13 protein-coding genes and 1 pseudogene are annotated in these 17991 nt (G+C 68.8%); 9 read left to right on the top strand and 5 right to left on the bottom strand.

The window, feature by feature from the left end; all coding sequences use genetic code 11:
• Positions 1–2 precede the first annotated feature (2 nt).
• Positions 3–1094, top strand: a complete 1092-nt coding sequence (locus ABZ098_RS40485) for a fatty acid desaturase (protein ID WP_356599255.1) — start codon at positions 3–5, stop codon at positions 1092–1094.
• 20 nt (positions 1095–1114) lie between these two features.
• On the opposite strand, the gene ABZ098_RS40480 is transcribed toward ABZ098_RS40485, so the two are convergent.
• Both ABZ098_RS40480 and ABZ098_RS40475 read right to left on the bottom strand, forming a co-directional pair.
• Positions 1115–1798, bottom strand: a complete 684-nt coding sequence (locus tag ABZ098_RS40480) for a response regulator transcription factor (RefSeq protein WP_356599253.1) — start codon at positions 1796–1798, stop codon at positions 1115–1117.
• Positions 1795–3033, bottom strand: coding sequence for a sensor histidine kinase (locus ABZ098_RS40475; protein ID WP_356599251.1), 1239 nt, complete (start codon positions 3031–3033; stop codon positions 1795–1797). Before ABZ098_RS40475 ends, ABZ098_RS40480 begins: the two co-directional genes overlap by 4 nt.
• Before the next feature lie 207 nt (positions 3034–3240).
• Between ABZ098_RS40475 and ABZ098_RS40470 the strand changes: the two genes are divergently transcribed.
• Together ABZ098_RS40470 and ABZ098_RS40465 are read left to right on the top strand one after the other, a co-directional pair.
• Positions 3241–4302 carry a pyridoxal-phosphate dependent enzyme gene (locus ABZ098_RS40470; RefSeq protein WP_356599416.1) on the top strand — a complete coding sequence of 354 codons (1062 nt, stop codon included), beginning with the start codon at positions 3241–3243 and terminating at the stop codon, positions 4300–4302.
• Between the two features lie 44 nt (positions 4303–4346).
• The gene (locus ABZ098_RS40465) at positions 4347–5582 is read left to right on the top strand and encodes a cytochrome P450 (RefSeq protein WP_356599249.1); all 1236 of its coding nucleotides are present in this window, start codon (positions 4347–4349) and stop codon (positions 5580–5582) included.
• Positions 5583–5746: 164 nt separating this feature from the next.
• Here ABZ098_RS40465 and ABZ098_RS40460 read toward each other — a convergent pair.
• From ABZ098_RS40460 to ABZ098_RS40450, 3 genes and pseudogenes are all read right to left on the bottom strand, one after another.
• Positions 5747–6269: pseudogene (locus ABZ098_RS40460) on the bottom strand (IS5/IS1182 family transposase); the annotation flags it as partial.
• Positions 6270–6311: 42 nt separating this feature from the next.
• Positions 6312–7550 carry a cytochrome P450 gene (locus ABZ098_RS40455; RefSeq protein WP_356599247.1) on the bottom strand — a complete coding sequence of 413 codons (1239 nt, stop codon included), beginning with the start codon at positions 7548–7550 and terminating at the stop codon, positions 6312–6314.
• Positions 7551–7583: 33 nt separating this feature from the next.
• A complete protein-coding gene (locus ABZ098_RS40450) occupies positions 7584–9086 on the bottom strand; it encodes a tryptophan 7-halogenase (protein WP_356599245.1) in 1503 nt (500 codons plus the stop codon).
• Positions 9087–9329: 243 nt separating this feature from the next.
• Here ABZ098_RS40450 and ABZ098_RS40445 point away from each other — a divergent pair, with 243 nt between their 5' ends.
• The 6 genes from ABZ098_RS40445 to ABZ098_RS40420 form a co-directional block, all read left to right on the top strand.
• Entirely contained in the window at positions 9330–9635 is a 306-nt protein-coding gene (locus ABZ098_RS40445; protein WP_356599243.1) for a hypothetical protein, read from the top strand.
• A gap of 41 nt (positions 9636–9676) precedes the next feature.
• On the top strand, positions 9677–10018 hold the full coding sequence (locus tag ABZ098_RS40440; RefSeq protein WP_356599241.1) for a hypothetical protein: 342 nt from the start codon (positions 9677–9679) through the stop codon (positions 10016–10018).
• Between the two features lie 30 nt (positions 10019–10048).
• Positions 10049–11632, top strand: coding sequence for an MBL fold metallo-hydrolase (locus tag ABZ098_RS40435; RefSeq protein ID WP_356599239.1), 1584 nt, complete (start codon positions 10049–10051; stop codon positions 11630–11632).
• Between the two features lie 139 nt (positions 11633–11771).
• On the top strand, positions 11772–12269 hold the full coding sequence (locus tag ABZ098_RS40430) for a flavin reductase family protein (RefSeq protein WP_356599237.1): 498 nt from the start codon (positions 11772–11774) through the stop codon (positions 12267–12269).
• A gap of 37 nt (positions 12270–12306) precedes the next feature.
• Positions 12307–14244 carry an ABC transporter ATP-binding protein gene (locus ABZ098_RS40425; protein ID WP_356599235.1) on the top strand — a complete coding sequence of 646 codons (1938 nt, stop codon included), beginning with the start codon at positions 12307–12309 and terminating at the stop codon, positions 14242–14244.
• Positions 14245–14302: 58 nt separating this feature from the next.
• A partial coding sequence (locus ABZ098_RS40420; protein ID WP_356599233.1) for an amino acid adenylation domain-containing protein occupies positions 14303–17991 on the top strand: 3689 nt, incomplete at its 3' end.

Here is a 17991-nt window from a genome sequence, read left to right as displayed (position 1 = left end):
CGATGTCCAGCGCAGCCGGTGAACACTCCAGCCCGTCCATGGGGTCGTCGCCCCGGCGCGCTGCCGACCGCCCCTATCAACGGGGATACGCAACGCCGCCGCAGGAGCGCCGGGCGGTCGCCGACGCTCATGCGACCAAGCTGTGGCTGTCCGCCCTGCTGGCGATGGTGGATCAGGCCGTCATCGTCATGATCGTCATAGGCTGCGCCTGGCCGGTCCTGTGGACCGGCTGGCACATCCTGGCCGGGCTGGCCGTGTCCGGATTGGGCGCAGTGCTGCTGGGGCGGCAGTTTCGTGCGCTGGAGTGCATGGCCCACGAGGCGTCCCACCACAACTGGACCCGCGTCAACCGCCGCCTCAACGATCTGCTGGCCACGGTGCTCGCCTGCGTTCCGACCGGGGCGCGGCTCGGCGTCTATCGCGCGTCGCACCTTCGGCACCACAGGCGCTTCGGAACCCGCGAGGATCCTGACCTCGCCAACTACCGGCAGTTCGGATGGGAAGAGCTGGACCGGGCGAGCATCCTGTCGTTCGCGCTGGATTCGCTCAGCCGGACGCGGGCCTACCGGCGCCGGTGGAAGGAGACCTCAGGGGGGCTGGGCAGGCTTCCCGCCATACCGTTCCTCTGGGCCGTCGTACTGGCGATCGGGCCTGCGGGGCTCGTGTGGGGGAGTTGGCCGGCCGCCTTCGCCGCGGCGGGCGTCTGGCTCCTCGGCTACGGCGTCCTGTTGCCTGTGGTGCGTTTCCTCGGAGAGTGCAACGAGCACGTCTACACCGGCTCGCAGACCGTGTTCGACGCGACCATCTCCAACCTGGGACTGATGTCGCGAATCTTCATCCATCCGCACGGGGACGGATATCACACGGTGCATCACCTGTGGCCGGGTGTTCCGCATCATCAGATCCGGAATCTGCACCGGAGGCTGGTGGTGAATGATCCGGAAGGCTACACGGCGCGGCTGCGCCACCGGACGAGGTTCCTTTCTTCGCCTGTCCGGGGACTTCAGCCGGACGCACGCGCCGGCCGCTGGACCCACCGGCGGCAGTCGCGACACGCCTCGATTGCCGGAGACCGGTACGAGCAGCGAAGGTGATCCTCGACGGAGTCACCTGGTTACCGGGCTTGCGGGATGATCAGCCCCGTCTCGTAGGCGATGATGACGGCCTGCGTCCGGTCACGCAGTTCCAGTTTGGCCAGAATCCGGCTCACGTGTGTCTTCACGGTCTCCTCAGTGATGACGAGCCGACTGGCGATCTCCGCGTTGGACAGGCCGCGCGCCATCTGCCGCAAGACCTCGGTCTCGCGCGCGGTGAGCCTGTCGAGCTCAGGAGCGGGCGTGTCCTGCGACTGCGGGCGGAGCCGGGTGAATTCCGCGATGAGACGGCGGGTCACGTTCGGCGCGAGGAGCGCCTCACCACTCGCTACGACCCGTACCGCTTCGAAGAGGGTCTCGGCGTTGACGTCCTTGAGCAGGAAGCCGCTGGCGCCGGCACAGAGCGCGTCGTAGACGTAATGGTCCAGGTCGAACGTCGTCAGGATGAGGATGCGCGTGCCGCCCGGGTTTGCACCGGTGAGCTGCCGGGTGGCGGTGATGCCGTCCATGCCGGGCATGCGCACGTCCATCAGCACGACGTCCGGGGACAGATCAGAGCACATCTGGAGCGCCTGTAACCCGTCGGAGGCGGTGCCGGTCACCGTGAAGTCGGGCTGGGTGTCCAGCAGCGCGGCGAACCCGGTGCGGACCACGAGGTGATCGTCAGCCACGACGATCCGAATGTCTGGTGGCGAACCGGTCACCGCATGCTCCCCGTCTCGACGTTCACCGTGTCCACCGCGCTGAGCGGGGACTGTTCCACCCTGGCCGGCAGCGTGGCCTCGATCAGGAAACCGCCGCTCAGCGCGGCCCCGGCGCTCAGCCGGCCGCCGACCGCTGCGGCGCGTTCGCGCATCCCCAGCAGTCCGTGTCCCGCGCCGGACGGCGCCGCAGGCGGCCCAGGTCCGTTGTCGCGAATACGCAGGAGTAACGCCTCTTTGGTGTAGACCAGCTCGACATCGACCGCAGCGCCGGGCGCGTGCCGCCGTGCGTTGGTCAGTGCTTCCTGGACGATGCGGAAGGCGGCCAGCTCGATGCCGGAATCGAGTGGCACCGGCCGGCCCCGCATGATCAGCCTCGTCCCGGACCTGTTGGTGTTCCGGACGTCGTCCAGCAGCTCGTTGAGCTGACTGAGGCTGGGCTGCGGGCGGCGGTCCTCGGTGTCCTTGATCTCGGTGTCCTCGCGGAGCACGCCGAGCAGCCGCCGCATCTCGGTCAGCGCGGCCCGTGCGGCGTCGCCGATCTCGGACAGGCGCTGTGCCCCGGCGGGCGGCATACCGGGAGTGGTCAGCCGGGCCGTCTCCGCCTGCACCGCGATGATGGAGATGTGGTGTGCGACCACGTCGTGCAGCTCGCGGGCGATGCGCGCACGCTCGCCCCGGGCTGTGTGCTCCATGAGACGGCCCATGATGGCCTGCCGGGCCGCCCCGTGCTGCTCGGCGTCGATGTGTCCTCGCTGGACGGCACCGGCCCAGGCCGCGGCCGGTGCGAGCGAGGCCAGCACGACGGTGAGAATCCCGACCTCACGCTCCGGGTTGCTGAACAGTGCCAGCGAGAGGAACGACACGGCCGCGGCTGGAGTGAGCATGAGGGCGCCGCCGTGCCGGGGGCCCGTCCGGCCGAGCCGGTAGAAGACGATCAAGGTGGCACACGAGGCCGCCACGGTCAGGGCGTGGAAGCCCGCCAGTGACAGGACGGCGATGGCGCAGATGCACGCCGCGGCCGCGGCAGGGGGCAGGAAGGCCAGTGGCAGTGTGCCGGCGAGCCCGAGCAGGCAGAACACCGAGACGTTCGACAGACTCCAGTCGGAGATCACCGCTCGTCCGATGGACTCGGCAGTCGCCGCCCCACCCAGCAGCACGCCCGTCACCTTCAGGGGCAGCGGACCTGCCCCGGTCTGCCGCTCCTTTCCCGCCCAGCCCCCACTCGTCAGGCCCATGCCCTCATTGTGCCCGTTCCGGCCGTCGGGGCGTGCCTTCTCGGCCGACGAGGCCGACGAGGCCGCCGTCGCCGGTCCGCTGCCGGTTCCGGCCCGGACGCCGAGGAAGGCGGAGGCGGGGCACCAAGTATCGAGGTAGCTCCCAAATCAGTCATGCCCTAGGTTTATTCGCAGGGTTTGGGGCCGTGCTTTTTGCGGGCGCTCATCGTGTTGTCGGGAGGGTGGACAGTGGACCGAACTTCGGCACGAACTGTCGCCTCCTTTCTCCGCAACAATCTCAGACCCACGCCCACGGTGCCCGCAGCCTTTGAATACCGCGGGATGCGCCACAGATTTCTGCTCAAGCTCGAAGGTGAGAATATCACCGGGTCGATCAAGGATCGCACGGCAAGCGGCCTGATCCTGATGCTCGAAAACGAAAGACCACTGACTCCGGGCAGTGTTGTCATCGAGTCGACATCGGGCAACCTGGGCCTGGCGATGGCGTCACTACTGCGGCAGATCGACTGCCGGTGCATCGCGGTCATCGACCCGAGGACACCGGCCGCGACACGCGAGCGGCTGAGCCGCTGGGGAGCCGAGACGGTACTCATCGACGAACCGGACCAGTACGGCGGGTACCTGGTCAGCCGCTTGCGCGAGGTTGCCCGCCTGCTGGACGCCAACCCCGAGTACCGGTGGCCCGACCAGTACCGGAATCACGCCAACCCGCGGATTCACGAGCTCACGACCGGCCGGGAGATCGCTGAGCAGGGCGGCCCCGCCTGTGACGGTGTCTACGTCGCCGTCTCGACCGGAGGCACGCTCGCCGGCGTCTCGTCGTACCTGCGCCGCCACCGCCCTGACATGCGCATCGTGGCGGTCGACGCGGTGGGGTCGCAGGCGATCACCGACAGCGCGGGCCGGCGACTTGTGCCGGGCATCGGGTCCAGCCTGCGGTCGAGCTTCCTCGACGAGACCTGTTACGACGATTTCGCCGTGATCGGAGCAGCTGAGTCCTTCGCCATGTGCAGGGTCTTGAGGGATGACCTCAAAATCGCCGTGGGCGGTTCGAGCGGCAGCGTGCTCTACGCGATGGTCACCGGGGCCGATCTGCTGGAAACCTCGCTTCCGCTGTGCCTGTGCCCCGATGACGGCGCCAAGTATCTGGACACCTTCTACTCGGACAGCTGGCTGGCGGGCATGGGCCTGCTCGACGAGACAACTGCGGTGATCGACCGGCTCCGCTCCGACGGGCTGAGTTTCAGACCGGAGAAATCCTCGACCTGATGCGTCATCGATGGATGCGCACGCGAAGGAGACGACGGAAAATCATGGCCCGATCCTCGCTCGTAGTGCCGAATCTCGTGGACCCGAAAAGTTACCGCGATCATGACATGCCCGAGGTGTGGCGGGGTCTGCGTGCCCAGGATCCCGTGCACTGGCACGCGGCGACGTCCGAGGGGCCAGGATTCTGGGTGGTCACCAGGTATGACGACATCGCGCGAGTGCTGCGGGACGACGGCAATTTCACGTCGGAGAAGGGCAATGTCCTGGCGACCATGCTCAAGGGCGCGGACATGGGTGCCGGCCGCATGCTGGCGGTCAGTGACGGGAACTATCACACGAGCCTGCGGAAGATCCTGCTCGAGGCGTTCTCTCCGCGCGCAGTGGCGGGGGTCGAACGCCATGTGCGCCGGATCGCGAGGCAGCTGATAGTCGAAGCCACCGAGAAGGGGGAATGCGACTTCGCCCGCGATATCGCATCCGCCATACCGCTGGAGACGATATGTGACCTTCTAGATATTCCCCGGGGGGACCGACAGGAAGTCGCCAAGCTCACCAAGTCCGCCTTGGCGTCGGATTACGAGAATCCGGAAGCCCATGCCGACATGGCTGCGCGCAGCGCCCTCGTGGTGTATTTCCAGAACCTGGTGGCGGAACGCCGCAAAGCCCCGGGGGCCGATCCCATCAGCCTGATGGCGACCGCGGAGGTGGACGGCCGGCGCCTCGAAGACCTCGACATCGTCCTCAACTGCTACAGCCTGATCATGGGCGGGGACGAGACCAGCAGACTGGCCATGATAGGAGCCGTCCGGACCTTCATCCGGAATCCCGATCAGTGGCGGGCGTTCAAGGGCCGTGAGTCGTCCGTCGAGGCGGCGGGAGAGGAGGTGCTGCGCTGGACCACACCGGCGATGCACTTCGGACGCACCGCCACCGCGGACGTCAGCCTGCGGGACCGCACCATCAGGGCGGGCGACCTCGTCACCCTGTGGCTGATCTCCGGCAACCGGGACGAGGCGGTGTTCCAGGACCCCGATCGATTCGACATCACCCGCTCGCCGAACAGGCACCTGGCGCTGGGGCACGGGCGGCACTTCTGCCTGGGTGCCTACCTGGGGAGGATCGAGATCCGCGCGATGCTGGACGGTCTGCGAGCCTTCGTCGGCGGGATCCAGCAGGCCGGGCCCGAACGCTGGATCTATTCGAACTTCCTCACCGGCATGAGCAGCCTCCCGGTGGTGCTGGAGAGGGATCCGGCTCCCGCCGTGAGCTGGGAGGAGTAGCCGCGGGGGGTGCCGTGCGGCTACGGCGCCAGATCCTGTCCGGCGGATCAGGTCGCAGGAAAGCAACGGCGGCTGATCAACGCGGATAAGTGTGGCAGCCCCGCGTCCGCGGGATGATCCGCCGGGCAGCACACCCAGGCCGTTTCCTTCGGATCACTCGCTGACGAGATGCACCGTTCGACGGCGTTGCGCCGCTTGTACGCCTCGCGGTCGAAGGCCGGCGGGCGGCCGCCGGCTCGGCCTCGCTTCTTGCACCGGGCGACCATGTCGCAGGGTTGAGGATAGGCCTTCGGTCAGGACCACCTCCGGGGTGGTTCCGGGCCGGCCGATCGCCCGCGGCACCCGTGACTTGGCCATGACCTGGGGGAACGCAGGTGCGTCGCCTGCCTGGCCGGGCGTGGGTACGAAGGCGAGTGGCCGGCTGCGGCTGTCCGCGGCGAGATGGATCCTGGTGTCTTACCGCCGCGGGACCGTCCGAGGGCATGGTCGTCCGGTTCACGGGCCGGGGCCCCTTTTGCCGGGCCCCGGCGGCGTGCGTCGGCCTGGGCGAGCAGGGCGGTGAAGACCTTCCCCCAGGTCCCGTCAGCAGTGCTCGAGCAGGTCCCTCCAGGGCGTGCCGGTGCGGTACTTGAACGCGATCGCGTCGATCACCCGCCGGTGATCACGCCACCGCCCTCCCCGCTCAGGTCTGCGGACTTAGGTGTCCGGTCGGCAGCGGCGGCTCGATCCTCAGCGCCGGAACGTGGTCCGTACGCGCAGGCTGACCACGCCGGCTATCTCGTTGGAGGCGAGGTGCACGGGCTCGTCGGCGAGTTCGAAGGACTCGATGGCTGCGCACAGCTCCGTGAAGGAGCTCCGCAGCATCAGCTGGGCCAGATGACGGCCCAGGCAGGTGTGCGGACCGGCCCCGAACACGATGTGCCGGTTCGGCGTGCGTTCGAAATCGAGGCCGTACGGCCGCTCGAACGTGCTCTCGTCGCGGTTGGCGGACGCGAGCCACGCGGTGACCGCCTCACCGGCCGCGATCTTCTGGCCGGCGATCGTGGTGTCGTGGCGAGCACGCCGCATGAAGTGGGTCACCGGCGAGGCCCAGCGCAACGCCTCCTCGACGGCCGTCCGCGCCGGCATGGCGTGCGGCCAGAAGCCTTCCCCGCCGTTCTCCTCCGCCAGCGCGATGATCGTCGCGTTGACGACGTGCGAGGTGGTGACCACGGCGCCCAGGAGCAGGCTCAGGCAGTTGTACAGCAGCTCCTCGTCGGTCAGGCGCCGCCCGGCCACCTCGATCGACATCAGGTAGCTGGTCAGGTCGTCGGTGGGATTCCTGCGCCGGTCCCCGATGCATTTCGCGAAGTAGCCCATGATCTCGTAGTGCGCCGGACCGGCGGTGGGCTTCGCGGCGCCATGGGTGCTGTAGCGGGGGTCGTCCGGTGCGAGGGAGGCGTACGCAAGCCGGAGCAGCGGGTCGATGTCGTCGTCCGGCAGGCCCATCATCATGGCGCACAGGGCCATCGGCAGTCGGACGAACGACGACGCCACATCCCACACTTCGCCGTCACGCGCCGGCTCGATGGACTTCTTGACGAACGATTGCACGAACTCGGTGTAGGCGGGCACGGCGCGAGCGGAGAACGGCTTGCCGAGCTGCTCACGGTACTTCCGGTGCCGGGGCGGGTCGGTCGACTGCATCATGAGGCCGGCGGCCGGGTCCGGCGCGTCGAGCATGGCGATGGCGGTCCCGCCCTCGGAGCTGAACGTCTCGTGATCACTGAGCACGCGCTGGACGTCGGCCCGCCGGGTCACGGCCCAGAACCCGTGGCCGTCTCCCCGGTTCTGCCAGAACACCGGGCACTCGGCCCGGAGCGTCTGCCATACGAGGTGGGCGTCTCCGTTGACGTAGAGGTCGGTGTCCGTCAGATCGATCTGGTCGAGGGGGACACGCGCGTGTGCGGCTGGCCTGGTTATCCGCATGGGAATCCTTCCGGTACCGGTCGCCTCCACGGGTCAGGCGGGCGGTGACCAGCTCAAGCCGTCGGGCGAGGCGATCAGGCCGCCGTCGAAGAGCGGGGTCTCGGGCCCGATGCCCGACCCGAGGTGCGCGCGGATCTGTTCGTTGGCGCCCTGCTGCATGGCGTCCCTGACCACCTGGGCCCGCATCAGCGGCAGGATGCTCGGTTCCTCGCTGCCGGCGAGCTCGTCCACCGCTGCCGCGAACTCGCTGGACTGGCTCTTGTAGCGCTCTGCCAGCGTCTTCGGCGTCGCCAGGGCGGCCTCGCCCGAGGACACCCCGCCGACCAGGCTGACGAACGATTCGAGCGCGGAACTGTTGCTGTCGGTGACCTTCTTCGCGGACCAGAAGTAGGAGGTCTCGTTGACGTGCAGGTTGTAGAAGGACACCAGGAAGTCGTGGAACGCGCTGTACTCGCGGCGGTACCGCCTCTCGAACTCGCGGAAGGCGGTGTCTTCGTCGAGCGTCCCGGCGAGCACGCTGTTGATGGAGCGCGCTGCGAGCAGCGCACCGTAGGTGGCCAGGTGGACGCCGGAGGAGAAGATGGGATCGATGAAGCACGCCGCGTCGCCGATGAGCGCCATGCCGGGGCGCCAGAATCTCGTGTTCGCGTAGGAGTAGTCCTTGCGCACCCGCAGCTGCCCGTACTGCCCCTCGGTGACCCGCGTGGCCCCCTGGAGGTACTCGGTGATCAGCGGGCATTCGGCGATGAGCGACGTGAACGCTTCTTCCGGATCGCCCTGGATCTTGTCGGCGAGTTCCCGCCGCACGACCGCGCCGACGCTGGTGAGAGTGGGGCTGAGCGGGATGTACCAGAACCAGCCGCTGTCGAAGGCGGCGCAGAGGATGTTGCCCGAGTTGGGCTCCGGCAGGCGCTTGCCGTTTTCGAAGTAGCCGAAGAGCGCGAGGCTGCGGAAGAACTCCGAGTACTCCCGGGTCGCCCCGACCCGCTGGTGGATGCGGCTCTTGTTGCCCGAGGCGTCCACCACGTACCGCGCGCGGATCGTTCCCCGGGAGCCCTCGGCGTCGGTGTAGGTCACGCCGTGAACCCGGCCGTCGCCGTCGCCGTCGATGACGTCGACGACGGCGTGCTGCTCGCGGACGTCCACGCCCGTGTGCCGTGCATGGTCGAGCAGGATCTGGTCGAATCTGCTCCGCTCGACCTGGTAGGCATGGGAAGTCTCACTGGTTATTCTTGGCGACGCCGAGAAGGAGAACGTCCACGGCTCGGGGTTCGCTCCCCAGCGCATTGTGCCGCCTTTTTTCTTGGTGAAACCTGCTTTCGCGAGTTCATCGGCGACGCCGGTGAGGCGGCAGACCCCGTGGACGGTGGACGGGAGCAGTGACTCGCCAATCTGCCACCGGGGGAACTTCTCTTTCTCGAGCAGGACGACACGGTGCCCGCGCATCGCGATCAGCGTCGCCAGCGTGGATCCGCCAGGTCCGCCGCCGACGACAACCACGTGCGCTTCTTCGCTAATGCCCTCGGTGCTGCTCATCGACTACATCTCGCTTCCGGCAGGAGCGCGGTCCGGGGCCGGCCGTGAAATGGTCGCGGGCCCCGCGGTATGAGATCACTGAACTATGGCATCCAGGAACATCACTGCCAAGACATGATGACCGCACCTGTTCAACCGGTGAATCGCGCCAGTTGAACAGGTGCGGTTCCGGGATTCGCGGCTGACACTCTCGATGGGGAAGCGCCGCTGTCGTAAAGTCCATCTGGCGCCGAATGATCCCTGATGAAGGCAGGAACTTCTGGAGGGTTACTGGTGAAGAAGTACTGCAAAGCCTATTCACTGGGTGAGCTGCGCAAGTTCCCCGGCTGGGCCGCCGGCGCGGCGGCGGAGGAGCACGACATCGCGGATGACCAGCCGGTCTTTCTGTGTGACGAACTCACGGTGCTGATCAGTCCGGTCGGCAAGGACAAGGACAAGAGGCTCTTCTCCGACGTCACTCCCGAATGGCGGGAGTTCTGCACGGAGGTCCTGAAGTTCGAGATTCCGGAAGATCTGGCCTTCGCCTACACGGAGTCGGAACAGAGCTGAGCGGACAACCGGCGAAGAAATCGCCCTCGGGAGGGTAACCCATGGATGAACTGACCCAGCGCCTGTCCACCGATCAGCCGGTGGCGGTGGGTGGACCGAACCCCTCGCTGGAGGAGTTCAGGACCCGGCTGGACGAGATCGGCACGGTGTTCATCAAGTTCACGGAGACACGTGGCGGCACCGATCTGGGAATTCAACTGGACCGCTCGGCCTCCGACACCAGCGGGGCCGATTTCGATCAGGGCAGCGGCAGCGTGCACGTCGAGGGAACGCTCATTCTCAACGACGACCACGTGCGCTGCATCGCCGATATCGACCTGACCACCCTCAAGGGGACCGGGCGCCTGAAGGCTGTAGCAGAAGCCGAAGTGCTCGTCGACTGAGCAGCACCGGACAGCTGAAGGAGAACCGAAATGGACGAGCCGATATTTCTTCGCTCGGACGCGATCATAGAACCGCTCGTTGACCGGTTCTATGCCTGGATGCACAATGTGGCCCCGGTCCAGTCGGCGATGAACCTGGCCTTCCTTCAGGTGCCGCTTCTCGAGTCGTACCTGCAGTCTCCGCAGGTGCATATCAACGCGAGTGCCAACCCCGAGCTGCGGGGCGGCTTCTTCGTCAACATCCCTGAGGAGCGCAGCGGCGAAGTACGCGAACTGCTGGCCTCGATCAAGCGCGATCGGGCGGAGCAGCTTCGCTTCGCCGAAGCGATCGCCGAGGCCGACGAGCTCGTCGGGCGGGAAGCGACCGGGTTCGACCTGACACCGCTCTACCCGAAGCTGCCCCCCGAGCTCTCCGGGCTCGTGGAGATCGCCTACGACGTCAGCAACCAGGCGTCGATGCGGTTCCACGAGCCGGTGGTGTACGCGAGCAGCGTCTATTCCGAGGACCGGCAGTCGGTGCAGCTGTCCCGCGAGACCGGGATCGAGCGGCCCTTCATCCTCAGCACCCCGCGACTGCCGAACCCCGGCGTGCTCGACCTGCCCATCCCGTTCCGCCACCCCGGCCTCGTCGACCTGTTCCGGGCCCGGATCGAGCCGACGACACGGGCGCGCCTGCGCGAGGCGCTGGAACTCGGCGACGCCGAAGCCGACCAGCTCAACGCACTCCTGACCGACGCGCCCGACCTGGCGAGCGACCGGCACATCGATGCCGGCGGCCGGATCCGCTACTTCGGGCACGCCTGCCTGGTCATGCAGACGCCGGAAGCCGCGATCATCACCGACCCCTGGGTCAGCGCCGACAGCACGGCGTCCGACCGGTACACCTACCGGGACCTGCCCGACTACATCGACCTGGTGCTGCTCACCCACGGCCACCAGGACCACATCGTGCTGGAGACGCTGCTGCAGCTGCGCGGCCGGGTCGGCGCCGTCGTCGTTCCGCGGGCCTCACGGGGCAACATCTGCGATCCGTCGCTGGCGCTCTACCTGCAGCACGTCGGTCTGCCCGTGATCGAGGTGGACGACTTCTCCGAGGTGGAGTTCCCGGGCGGAAAGGTGACCGCGGCGCCGTTCCTCGGCGAACACGCCGACCTGGACATCAGGGCCAAGTCGACGTACTTCCTGGAACTGGGCGGGCGAAAGATCTTCGTGGGAGCGGATTCCTCCGGCATCGATCCCGGGCTCTACCGCCACATGCGTCAGCACGTCGGGCAGATCGACGTGGCGTTCCTGGGCATGGAATGCGCGGGCGCTCCGCTCACGTGGTTGTACCAGGCACTGCTGGTCCGGCCGGTGAGCAAGAAGATGAGCGACTCGCGGACGCTGTCGGGTTCCAACGCGGCACAGGCCAGCACGATCGTGACCGAACTGGGCGCCAGCGAGGCCTACATCTACGCCATGGGCGAGGAGCAGTGGCTCGTCGGCCACGTCATGGCGACCTCGTACAACGAGGACTCCGTCCAGCTCAAGCAGGTCGAGGAGTTCATGACCTGGAGCTCCGCCCAGGGCGTCAAGGCCGACCACCTCTACGGCCAGCATGAATGGCGCTGGTGACCAGGAGCACCGGGAAGGGCGGCAGCTCCGCGGGCATTTCCTGGCACCACGGGAACTGCTGCCGCGAGCAGCAGAGTGCGCTCGCGGCGTCGCCGCCCGCCCCCCGCGGGTTCCGCCGACTGCGGAGTGAGAACTGATCATGGACCTGGCCGACGGCTTCGTCCGGGGGATGCGGCGGCTGGCGAGCGGTGTGTGCGTCGTGACCACCGCCACCGCCGACGGCAAGCGGTGCGGCCTGACCGCCACGGCGGTTTCGTCGCTGTCGCTGTGCCCCCCTTCCCTCGTCGTCGGTGTGAACCGGCGGAGCCGGCTGGGGGAGGTGATCAAGGATGTGCCCGCCTTCGCGGTCAACATCCTCGGCACGCGGCACCGCGGGGTCGCCGAGGTGTTCGCCGGAAACGTGGCCGGGATCCGCGGGACCGCCCGGTTCGACCACGGCGAGTGGCGGCCCAGTGCGGAAGGCGTCCCGGTCCTTGATGACGCCCCCGCGAGTTTCATCTGCAAGGTCGACGACATCATCGAGCGAAACACCCATCTGTTGCTGATCGGCGTCGTCACCGGCGTGCAGGTATCGGACGACGAAGAATGCAATCTGCTGATTTATTTCGCCCAGAATTTCTCTGCCATCAGCACATAGGGATAGTGGAGGACGGGTACCGGACGGAGTCGGTCGAATGACAGGCAGGACTGTTCCAGGTCCCCCGGGACTGGACGGCACGGAAGTCGCAGATCGGCCGGAGCCCCACCAGCGGCTCAGACCCGGGACGATCCCGCGGATCGTCCCCTACGTCCGCCCGTACCGCTGGCTGTTGCTGCTGTTGACGACCGTCACGTTGCTGGGCGCCGGCACCGCGGCCCTCACCCCGGTGCTGTTCGGGAAGGTCATCGACGAGGGCGTCGTGCCGCGCAGGATGGAGGTCGTCGTCGGGCTGGCCCTGACCCTCGCCGGGCTGGCCCTGCTGAAGGCCGCAAGCGACTACTTCCGGGCCCGGCTGTCTGCCGGGATAGGGCAGGGCCTGATCTTCGATCTCCGGGGCCAGGCCTACGCGCACGTGCAGGAGCAGTCGCTGGCCTTCTTCACCCGTACCCAGACCGGCGCGCTGGTGAGCAGGCTGAACACCGACGTCGTAGGGGCGCAGCAGGCGGTGACGATGCTGCTGTCACAGACCGCGGAGACCCTGCTGACCCTGGTCCTGGTGCTGGTCGCCATGTTCTACCTGTCCTGGCAGCTGGCCATAGCCGCCCTGCTGACCATCCCGTTCTTCATCCTCCCCGCGAAGATCATCGGAGGCCGGCTGGAACGGCTCACCCGGGAGACCATGCAGCTCAACGCCGAGCTGGGCTCGCTCATGAACGAGCGGTTCAACGTGGCCGGGGCGATGCTGGTCAAGCTGTACGGGCGGCGCGACGAGGAGTCCACCCTGTTCACCGGGCGTGCGAGCCGGGTCCGCGACATCGGCGTGAAGACCGACGTGACCAGCGAGACGCTCGCCCTCGTCATCGGCCTGGCCAGCACGCTCGCCCTCGCCCTGATGCTCGGTGTCGGCGGCGCCCTCGTCGTCAACGGCGAGTTCCAGGTGGGCACGCTGGTCGCCATGATCACCCTGCTGACCATGTTGTACGGCCCGGTCAACATGCTGTCCAGCCTGCCGGTCAGTGTCCTGGTCGCGCTGGTGAGCTTCGACCGGATCTTCGAGGTGCTGGACCTCAAGCCACTGGTCGCGGAGCGGCCCGAAGCCAAGGTGCTACCCGTCGCCGCGAGCGCCGCCTCCAACGGCCACGGCGCGGTACCGGAGATCGAGTTCCAGCACGTCTCGTTCCGCTACCCCGACGCGGCGAAGGTCTCGCTGGCCTCGCTGGAGTCGATCTCGCTCCCCGCACCCGAGCGGGGCGACAAGGCCTCGATCCTCAAAGAGGTGAGCTTCCTCGCTCCGGCCGGGCGGCTTACGGCGCTGGTCGGTCCGTCAGGCGCGGGGAAGACCACCATCACCCACCTGGTGCCCAGGTTCTACGACCCGGACTCGGGAGCCGTGCGGATCGGCGGGCACGACATCCGTGACCTCACGCTGACCTCGTTGCGCGACTCGATAGGCGTGGTGACGCAGGACGCCCATCTGTTCCACGACACGATCCGGGCCAACCTGCTGTACGCGCGGCCGGACGCCTCCGAGCCCGAGCTGGTCGAGGCCTGCGACGCGGCCCGGATCTGGGATCTCATCGCATCGTTCCCCGACGGCCTCGACACGATGGTCGGCGACCAGGGCTACCGGATGTCCGGTGGCGAGAAGCAGCGGATCGCCCTGGCGAGGCTGCTCCTGAAGGCCCCGTCGATCGTCGTCCTGGACGAGGCCACGGCTCATCTCGACTCCGCGTCCGAAGCGGCGATCCAGAGTGCGCTCAAGACCGCGCTGACCGACCGCACCTCGCTGGTCATCGCGCACCGACTGTCCACCATCCGCGACGCCGACCAGATCCTGGTCGTCGACGGGGGCCAGATCGTCGAACGCGGCACCCATGAGGTGCTGCTCGAGTCGGGCGGCCTCTACGCGGATCTGTACGACAAGCAGTTCGTCCGGCAGGCCGGCGGCGGTTCCGGTCCCACGACTTCCTGAACGCCGCGTTGAGGCGGAGGTGTTGGCAGTGCCTTCCGAGTACCCGTCCGGTGGGGAAATGGCCGATTTCATCGCAGTGCACGAGCTCATCGCCGCCCGGGCGACGGCCCACCCGGATGCGGTGGCACTGGTATGCGGGGAGCGGTCGCTCACCTACGCCGGGCTGCTGGGGCGGTCGGCCCGGCTGGCCCGGTATCTGCGCGCCCTGGGAGTGGGGCCGGAATCCACGGTGGCGCTGTTCCTGCCGCGCGGTGCGGAGATGGTGGTAGCCGTACTGGCGGTGTGGCAGGCCGGGGGCGCGTACCTGCCGCTGGATCCGGACTACCCGCCCGAGCGGCTCGCGTTCATGCTCACCGACGGCGGCGCCACCGTCCTGGTCGGGGACCGGACCGCGGCGAGCGGCCCGGACGACGCCGTCGCGCAGGCGGTGGACGACGCCAAGGTGGTGTGGTTGGACGACCCCGCCGTACGCGCGGAGCTGGCCGCGCTGCCCACCGCGCCGCCTGAACCGGTGGCGGTGGACCAGGCCGGACTGGCCTACACGATCTACACGTCGGGATCGACCGGGACGCCGAAGGGCGTCCAGGTGCCCCACGCCGGGCTGGCCAATCTGGTGGCCGGGCTGGGACCCGTGCTCGGGGTGGCTCCCGGCGTGCGCATGCTGCAGTTCGCCTCGTTCAGCTTCGACGCCGCGGTGCTCGACATCGCGGCCACGCTGGCGTACGGCGCGACCCTCGTGGTGGCCACCGGGCAGGAGCGGGCCGAGCCGTCCCGGCTGACCGCTCTGCTCCAAGCCGGTGCGGTGCAGGCCGCCAGTGTGGTGCCGTCCCTGCTGGGCGTGCTGTCACCGGAGGACCTGCCCGGCCTCGGCACTGTCCTGGTGGGCGCCGAGCGGCTCACCGAGCGGGTGGCGCGGGCGTGGGCACGGAACCGCCGGCTGGTCAACACGTATGGGCCGACCGAGGCTTCCGTGATGGTCACCACCGGCCAGGTCGATCCCGAGGTCCGGCAGGCGCCGCCGATCGGCTCCGCCGTGTCCCGCATGTCCCTGCACGTCCTGGACGAGGAGCTGAGGCCGGTGCCCGCCGGGGTCACCGGGGAGCTGTTCATCGGCGGACCGCAGGTGGCGCGCGGTTACGGCCACCGCCCGGCCCTCACCGCGGAGCGGTTCGTCGCCGACCCGTTCGCGGGGGACGGGACGCGCCTGTACCGGACGGGCGACCGGGTGCGGCGGACCGCGGCCGGTGACCTGGAGTTCGTGGGCCGGACCGACGACCAGGTCAAGGTGCGCGGATTCCGGGTCGAGCTGGGGGAGGTGGAGGCCGTGCTGGCCGGCCACCCCGGCGTCCGGACCGCGGTCGTGGCGCCGGCCGGGGACGGGACGCGGTCCCGGCTGGCGGCCTACCTGCTCCCGGCCGGTCCCGGCGCGGGCATCCCGAGCGCCGCCGACCTGCGGGAGTACCTGCGGGGCAAGCTGCCGGGCTTCATGATTCCGGCCTCGTACACCGAGTTGTCCGCACTGCCGCTCACTCCGGCCGGCAAGACCGACCGGTCCGCCCTCCCCGACCCCGGCCCGGACCGCCCCGGTCTGGACAGCCCCTACGTCGCGCCCGCGACGCCCACCGAGGACCTGCTGGCCGAGATCCTGTCCGAGGTCCTGGGCGTGCGCCCGATCGGGGCACTCGACGACTTCTTCGAACTCGGCGGACATTCCCTGCTCGCCATGCAGGTGATCTCCAGGGTGCGCGCGGTGTTCGAGGTCGAGCTGCCGCTCGCCGTCCTGTTCGACCAGCCCACGGTGCGGGGCCTGGCCGCGGCCGTCGAAGGGCCGTCGGCGCGGACCCCGGCCCCGCCGGTGACACCGGCGCCCCGCGACCAGGCGCTGCCGCTGTCCTTCGCCCAGCAGCGGCTCTGGTTCATCGACCAGCTCGAACCCGGGTCGGCCGAGTACAACGTGCCGATGCGGGTGCCGCTGGCGGCGGACACCGATGTCCGCGCCCTGGGGGCGGCGCTGGACGCCGTGGTCGCCCGGCACGAGGCGCTGCGGACCCGGCTGGTGGCCGGCTCCGACGGGACGGCCTGGCAGGTGATCGATCCGCCCGGCCCGGTACCGCTGCCGATTGCCGACGTGTCGGCGACGGCGGAGCCGGTGCGCGCGGCCGACCGGCTGATCGCCCTCGACGCGGTCGCCCCCTTCGACCTTGCCGCCGGTCCGCTGCTGCGCGCTTGTCTGATCCGGCTCGGCCAAGCCGGTTACGTGCTGTCGCTGACGATGCACCACGTGGCCTTCGACGAATGGTCGGGCGGGATCCTCCGGCGTGAACTCGCGGCCCTCACCGAGGCGTTCCGTGCGGGGCAGCCGGATCCACTGCCGCCGCTGCCGGTGCAGTACGCCGACTTCGCGCTCTGGCAGCGCTCGTGGCTGACCGGCGACGTGCTGGACCGGCAGCTGGCCTACTGGCGGGACCGGCTGGACGGCCTGCCCGTGCTCGAACTGCCTACCGACCACCCGCGTTTGCCGGTCCGGTCGTCGTCGGGGAGGGTCACCCGGTTCGCGGTTCCCGGCGATACGGCACAGGGGCTGCGGAGGGTTGCTCGCGAGAGCGACGCCTCGATGTTCATGGTGGTCTACGCCGCATACGCCGCGTTGCTCGGACAGTACTGCGGAACCGACGACGTCGTGGCGGGCACTCCGGTGGCGAACCGGAACCGTGCCGAGACCGAGGACCTGATCGGATTCTTCGTCAACACCCTGGTGCTGCGCGCCGACCTGTCGGGAGACCCGTCCTTCGCCGAGTTGGTGGGACGGGTGCGAGAGGCGGCCCTGGGGGCCTTCGCCCATCAGGACCTGCCGTTCGAACAGTTGGTCGAGGCGCTGGTGAGCGAGCGGGACCGCTCCCGCACCCCGCTGTTCCAGGCGTTCTTCAACTACGACGTCGAGGATCCGGGCGACGTCGGTACGGACGTGATCGCGAAGTTCGATCTGCGGCTGATCATGGTGGACGACGGCACGGACCTGATCGGGATGGTGGAGTACAGCACCGCGTTGTTCGAGGCGGCGACGATCTCCCGGCTCACCGGTCACCTGATCACCTTGCTGGGCGCGGTCGCCGGTGACGCGGAGACCCGCCTGTCGGGTCTGCCGATGCTCACCGCCGACGAGCGTGCGGAGTTGGTGGAGGGTTGGAGCGGGGCGGGGGTTGCGGACCTGGCTCGGGGTGGGGTTGCGGACCTGGTGTTGGAGCGTGCGGGTTTCGCTGGTGACGCGGTGGCGGTGGTGGGTCCGGAGGGGTGTCTGACGTACGGCGGTCTGGCGGAGCGGGCGGGGAGGCTGGCCGGGTATTTGCGTGGGGTTGGGGTGGGGCCTGAGTCCGTGGTGGGGCTGTGTCTGCCCGCGGGGGTGGAGATGGTGACGGCGGTGTTGGGGGTGTGGCTGGCGGGTGCCGCGTATCTGCCGCTGGATCCGGCGTTCCCGGCCGACCGGTTGGGGTTCATGCTCGCCGACAGCCGCGCGGCGGTGGTGGTGGGCACGGGCGAGACGGTGGGTGACCTGCCCGCGGGGCGGTTGCGTGTCGTGGAGCTGGACGATCCGGTGGTGCGGCTGACGCTGGCGGCCACGGTGCCCGTCGAGCCGTCGCAGCCGCGGGCCGAGCAGCTGGCGTATGTGGTGTATACGTCGGGTTCGTCGGGGCGGCCGAAGGGTGTGCAGGTCACGTTCGGTGGTGTGGCGGCGTATGTGGCGGGGGT

The sequence above is a fragment of the Streptomyces sp. NPDC006335 genome, assembly GCF_040612795.1.
In the GTDB taxonomy this organism is placed as follows: Bacteria; Actinomycetota; Actinomycetes; order Streptomycetales; family Streptomycetaceae; genus Streptomyces.
Note: the sequence above shows the minus strand (reverse complement) of the source record. Positions and strands in the feature narration are given on the sequence as shown.

Bases quoted from the DNA above. Each gene is read 5' to 3' on its own strand.
- ABZ098_RS40430 (WP_356599237.1), top strand. From the start codon at position 11,772: ATGGACCTGGCCGACGGCTTCGTCCGGGGGATGCGGCGGCTGGCGAGC.
- ABZ098_RS40475 (WP_356599251.1), bottom strand. From the start codon at position 3,033: ATGGGCCTGACGAGTGGGGGCTGGGCGGGAAAGGAGCGGCAGACCGGG.
- ABZ098_RS40485 (WP_356599255.1), top strand. From the start codon at position 3: ATGTCCAGCGCAGCCGGTGAACACTCCAGCCCGTCCATGGGGTCGTCG.
- ABZ098_RS40445 (WP_356599243.1), top strand. From the start codon at position 9,330: ATGAAGGCAGGAACTTCTGGAGGGTTACTGGTGAAGAAGTACTGCAAA.
- ABZ098_RS40440 (WP_356599241.1), top strand. From the start codon at position 9,677: ATGGATGAACTGACCCAGCGCCTGTCCACCGATCAGCCGGTGGCGGTG.
- ABZ098_RS40455 (WP_356599247.1), bottom strand. From the start codon at position 7,550: ATGCGGATAACCAGGCCAGCCGCACACGCGCGTGTCCCCCTCGACCAG.
- ABZ098_RS40435 (WP_356599239.1), top strand. From the start codon at position 10,049: ATGGACGAGCCGATATTTCTTCGCTCGGACGCGATCATAGAACCGCTC.
- ABZ098_RS40465 (WP_356599249.1), top strand. From the start codon at position 4,347: ATGGCCCGATCCTCGCTCGTAGTGCCGAATCTCGTGGACCCGAAAAGT.
- ABZ098_RS40450 (WP_356599245.1), bottom strand. From the start codon at position 9,086: ATGAGCAGCACCGAGGGCATTAGCGAAGAAGCGCACGTGGTTGTCGTC.
- ABZ098_RS40425 (WP_356599235.1), top strand. From the start codon at position 12,307: ATGACAGGCAGGACTGTTCCAGGTCCCCCGGGACTGGACGGCACGGAA.